Source organism: Victivallis sp., from assembly GCF_048170485.1.
Taxonomy (GTDB): domain Bacteria; phylum Verrucomicrobiota; class Lentisphaeria; order Victivallales; family Victivallaceae; genus Victivallis.
Genome location: NZ_DBEXAY010000020.1, coordinates 1 through 4,522, shown reverse-complemented (window position 1 = coordinate 4,522; position 4,522 = coordinate 1). Strand labels below are relative to the sequence as shown.

4 protein-coding genes are annotated in these 4,522 nt (G+C 63.2%); 1 reads left to right on the top strand and 3 read right to left on the bottom strand.

Features of this window, described 5'->3' with window-relative positions:
- Window positions 1-77: 77 nt before the first annotated feature.
- Complete coding sequence (locus ACMLHG_RS01045; RefSeq protein ID WP_176912442.1) at window positions 78-905, bottom strand: helix-turn-helix domain-containing protein; 828 nt, start codon at window positions 903-905, stop codon at window positions 78-80.
- A 136-nt stretch (window positions 906-1,041) separates the two neighbouring features.
- Between ACMLHG_RS01045 and ACMLHG_RS01040 the strand changes: the two genes are divergently transcribed.
- On the top strand, window positions 1,042-1,815 hold the full coding sequence (locus ACMLHG_RS01040) for an ATP-binding protein (RefSeq protein WP_417169242.1): 774 nt from the start codon (window positions 1,042-1,044) through the stop codon (window positions 1,813-1,815).
- Between the two features lie 76 nt (window positions 1,816-1,891).
- On the opposite strand, the gene ACMLHG_RS01035 is transcribed toward ACMLHG_RS01040, so the two are convergent.
- Complete coding sequence (locus tag ACMLHG_RS01035) at window positions 1,892-4,192, bottom strand: sodium-translocating pyrophosphatase (RefSeq protein WP_417169243.1); 2,301 nt, start codon at window positions 4,190-4,192, stop codon at window positions 1,892-1,894.
- 134 nt (window positions 4,193-4,326) lie between these two features.
- Window positions 4,327-4,522, bottom strand: a 196-nt coding sequence (locus ACMLHG_RS01030) for a hypothetical protein (protein ID WP_417169241.1), incomplete at its 5' end; no start/stop codon positions are given.

The window sequence follows — 4,522 nt, the reverse complement described above, 5'->3', positions numbered from 1 at the left end:
CGCGGAAGCCGAACGCTGTTACAGTAAGACAGGCTCCCGGAAATTCAAGCCGGAAACGGCATCGAAAATCAAAAAAATCAACACTCCTTCCGGCGGGCGTTCCGGTAACGCCCCGGCGCGATGCCGGTCCGCCGCTTGAACATGCAGGCAAAATAATATTCGTCCGAAAAATGGAGCGCCGCCGCGATCTCCTTCAGGCTCATCGCGGAGTTGCGCAACAGCTCCCGGGCGGCGTCCAGCTTGCGGTTCAGCAGATACTGGACCGGCGTCTCGCCGACCGAACGCCGGAAGATCCGGATGGTCTGCGCCCGGGACTTCGAGATCTTCTCCGCCATGCGGTCCAGCCCGGGAGCCGGTTCAAAGACCAGCGTATCCAGCCACGCCCGGAGCCGCTCCCCGTCGTCCGAACGCGGCGGCGGCGCATTCGCCCGGGAGAGGTCGGAGGCCATCGTCGCAATCACCGCCATCAGAAATTCCGGACCGGTGGTCCGATGCACCTCCTCCGGATGCTGCCGGAAACGGCGCAGCGCCTCTTTGAACAGTTCCGGACGGGAAAAGTTCCCTACCACCGCGACCTCCTCCAGCCGGTAGAGCCGCACCAGTTCGCGCGCCAGCGGCCCCGAAAAATTCATCCAGTGCTTGACCCACGGATCGGAGGCGCTTGAATAATAACAGTGCGTACTCCCCTCCGGCACCAGGTAGAGGTCGCCCCGCCCGGGATGGAATACCCGCCCGTCCAGTTCCAGCGTTCCGGTCCCGGACTCCACGTATTCGACCACCCAGACGTCGCTGTTCCGCCGTTCGATCCGGTAGTTGCCGTCGCAGTAGGAACTGCCGGCCAGCCGGAGCACGAAAGGGGAGGACTCCGCCGCAGCAGCCGGAAAGAAAAAGGTTTGCTCGTACAATTGCCGTTCACGCTCCTTCCCGTTTGGAAAATATAAGACTTCTCCACGAAAAATTCCAGTTTTCCGGCTTGACTTTTTCCCGGGGACCGGCCATATTTTGCGTGCGTCAGAACTTTTTCCGCACCTCCAGGACAACATGGAACCATTCCGCGAACTCTGCAAACTGGCCGGCCGGGCGGTCGGCGAATACCGGATGATCGACGAAGGCGACCGCATTCTGGTCGGACTCTCCGGCGGCAAGGACAGCTTCGCGCTGCTCCACGTGCTGCACCATCTGCGCCGGCACGCGCCGATTTCCTTCTCCGTCATCGCCGCCACCTTCGATCCGGGGTTTCCCGGATTCCGGGCCGACGCCGTCGCCGCCTACTGCCGCGAACGCCGCTGGGAACACCGGATCGTCCAACTGCCGGTCGCGGAAATCCTGCGGGAGAAGCAATTCGAAAACTCTCCCTGCGTCCTCTGCTCCCGGCTCCGCCGCGGCAAACTCTACGGACTGGCCGCCCGGCTCGGCTGCGGGAAACTCGCGCTCGGCCAGCACCTCGACGACGCGGCCGTCTCCTTCCTGATGAGCCTCTGCCGCGGACAGGGACTCACCACCATGGGGCCCAACGTCCTTGCCAAAAGCGACGGTGCAATCCGGATCATCCGGCCGCTGATCTTCGCGCCGGAAGAGCTGATCCGGCGCGCAGCAGCCGGACTCGATCTTCCCACCGCCGGAGAGTGCGCCTACCGGTCGACGCTGGAATCCGGCGACCGCGCCTATTTCCGGGCGCTCCTGGATCAGCTCTCGGAACGGATTCCCGATCTGCGCAGCCAGCTGCTCCGTTCCCTCTCCAACCTTCAGCCCGCCCATCTGCTGGACCCGGCCTACCTCCATCTGGAAGACTCCTCCGCGAAGGGAACCGACTGACCGCTTCCGCAATCCGGGCGCGAAGACAAAAAACGCGCCCCGTTTCCGGAGCGCGTCTCTGCCGATTTCAGTGAAATCACTGCAGTTTTTCACCGATTCCAAGCCACTGCTGGATCACCGGGGAGAATTTGATGAAGACCGGCGCGAAAACGAGGCAGACCATGCTCATGAGCTTGATCAGAATGTTCAGCGCCGGACCGCTGGTGTCCTTGCAGGGATCGCCGACGGTGTCGCCGATCACCGCGGCCGCGTGGGTCGGGTTCTTGGAGCCGTCCGCCAGCTTCTTGCCGCCGTAGGCGCCGTTCTCAATGTGCTTCTTGGCGTTGTCCCAGGCGCCGCCGGCGTTGTTCAGCATGGTGGCGAGCACAAATCCGGTGGCGAGACCGCCGGCGAGCATTCCCATCACGCCCGGAATGCCGAGGATCAGACCGGTCAGCACCGGAATGATGATCGCCAGCAGCGACGGAACCAGCATTTCACGCTGAGCGCCGGCGGTGGAGATCGCCACGCAGCGGGCGTAGTCCGGCTTCTCCTCGCCCTTCATGATGCCGGGCATCGCCTGGAACTGACGGCGGACCTCCTCCACCATCGAACCGGCAGCGCGGCCGACCGCCTTCATCGTCATCGCGCAGAAGAGGAAAGCCGCCATGCCGCCGATGAAGAGACCGCCCAGCAGCATCGGGTTCATGATGTTGAGCTGCTGCCAGTCGGCAAACTCCAGGATGCTCATCTTGCTGGCGGCGGCGACGTCGATGCCCTGCCCGAGGCCGGAGTCGAACTTGCCGATCCAGATCTTGCTCTCCTCGATGAAGCTGGCCAGCAGCGCCATCGCGGTCAATGCCGCCGAACCGATCGCAAAGCCCTTGCCGGTCGCGGCGGTGGTGTTGCCGAGCGAATCGAGCGCGTCGGTCCGCTGGCGGACCTCCGGAGGCAGTCCGGACATTTCGGCGTTGCCGCCGGCGTTGTCCGCGATCGGGCCGTAGGCATCGGTCGCCAGGGTGATGCCCAGCGTCGAGAGCATGCCGACCGCCGCGAAACCGACCCCGTACAGTCCCATCGAGAAGGCGCCTTCCGTTCCGGCGAAACCGCCGGCGAAACCGTAGGAGCAGAGAATGCCGATCACAATGGTCACCACCGGAACTCCGGCGGAGTACATGCCGGTCGCCAGACCGTCGATAATGGTGGTCGCCGGCCCCATCTGGGCCTGCGCGGCGATGCCGCGGGTCGGCTTGTATTCAGCACTGGTGTAGTACTCGGTCGCCTGCCCGATGATCACACCGGCGACCAGTCCGGAAACGACCGACCCGAAGATGCCCCAGGAAATGAAACCCATGAAGATCAGGAAGAGCAGCGCCACCAGAATCAGAATCGAACTGCCGAGCGTTCCGGTCAGCAGACTCCGGAGCAGCTGCTTCTGACTGGCACCCTCCTTGCAGCTGACCATCCGGATTCCCACCAGCGAGAGCAGCGTGCCCAGCCCCGCCACGATCATCGGGGAGAGCACCAGCTTGAGCGCGTCGTCGGAAGTCAGATTCGACTGGGCGGCGACAGCGGCGCCCAGCGCGGCGGTCGCAAGAATCGAACCGCAGTAGGATTCGTAGAGGTCCGCCCCCATGCCGGCGACGTCTCCGACGTTGTCGCCGACGTTGTCCGCGATGGTGGCCGGGTTGCGCGGGTCATCCTCGGGGATTCCGGCCTCAACCTTGCCGACCAGGTCGGCGCCGACGTCGGCCGCCTTGGTGTAGATGCCGCCGCCGACACGGGCGAAGAGCGCCTGGGTCGAAGCACCCATGCCGAAGGTCAGCATGGTCGTCGTGATGTGGACCAGTTTTTCCGTGACCGAGCAGCCGGCCGGAACCAGTTCCAGTCCGAGCCAACTCAGACCGCTCTGCATGTGTTCCGGCGTGTAGACCAGCTTGTCGAGGATCAGGTACCAGAGGCAGATGTCGAGCAGACCGAAACCGACCACCACCATGCCCATGACCGCGCCGGAGCGGAACGCGACCTGAAGTCCGCGGTTCAGCCCTTCACTGGCCGCCTGGGCGGTGCGGTTCGAGGCGCGGGTCGCGGTCTTCATGCCGATGTAGCCGCAGAGGCCGGAGAAGAAACCGCCGGTCAGGAACGCGACCGGAACAAACGGATTCTGCACCCCGCAGTAGGCCAGAATCGCGAAAATCACGAACAGAATGAAAAAGACCACGCCGACCACCTTGTACTGACGGCGGAGATAGGCCATCGCACCTTCGCGGACGTAACCGGCGATCTCCTTCATCCGTTCGGTGCCCTCGTCGGCGGCGATCATCTTCTTGTAGAAGCAGGCCGCCATCAGCAGCGCAAGAATCGCCGCGAACGGAGCCGACCACCACAGGGTGGGCATGCCCCACTGCATCAGCATCTGATTTCCACCGCCGGTGACCGAGATGCTCTCGGTGACCACCACGACCTCCTCGGCCGCCGAAACGGCCAGAGCGCACAGCGCCAGTGTGGAGAACAACAGTTTTTTCATCCGTTTCACCTTATTTTAATGTTGCCGGTTCTACCGGAGTAAAATGGGTCGCTCGCAAGATGGGAGAGGGGGGCGGCGGAAGGGAAATGTGCGCGGCGGACGGCAGAATTTCTTCCTGTACAATACGGCATGACCACGATTCCCAAACCAGATTTTCTTCTGTTCACGGCAAAGAATGCCCGTGTAAGATCGTTTTTACAA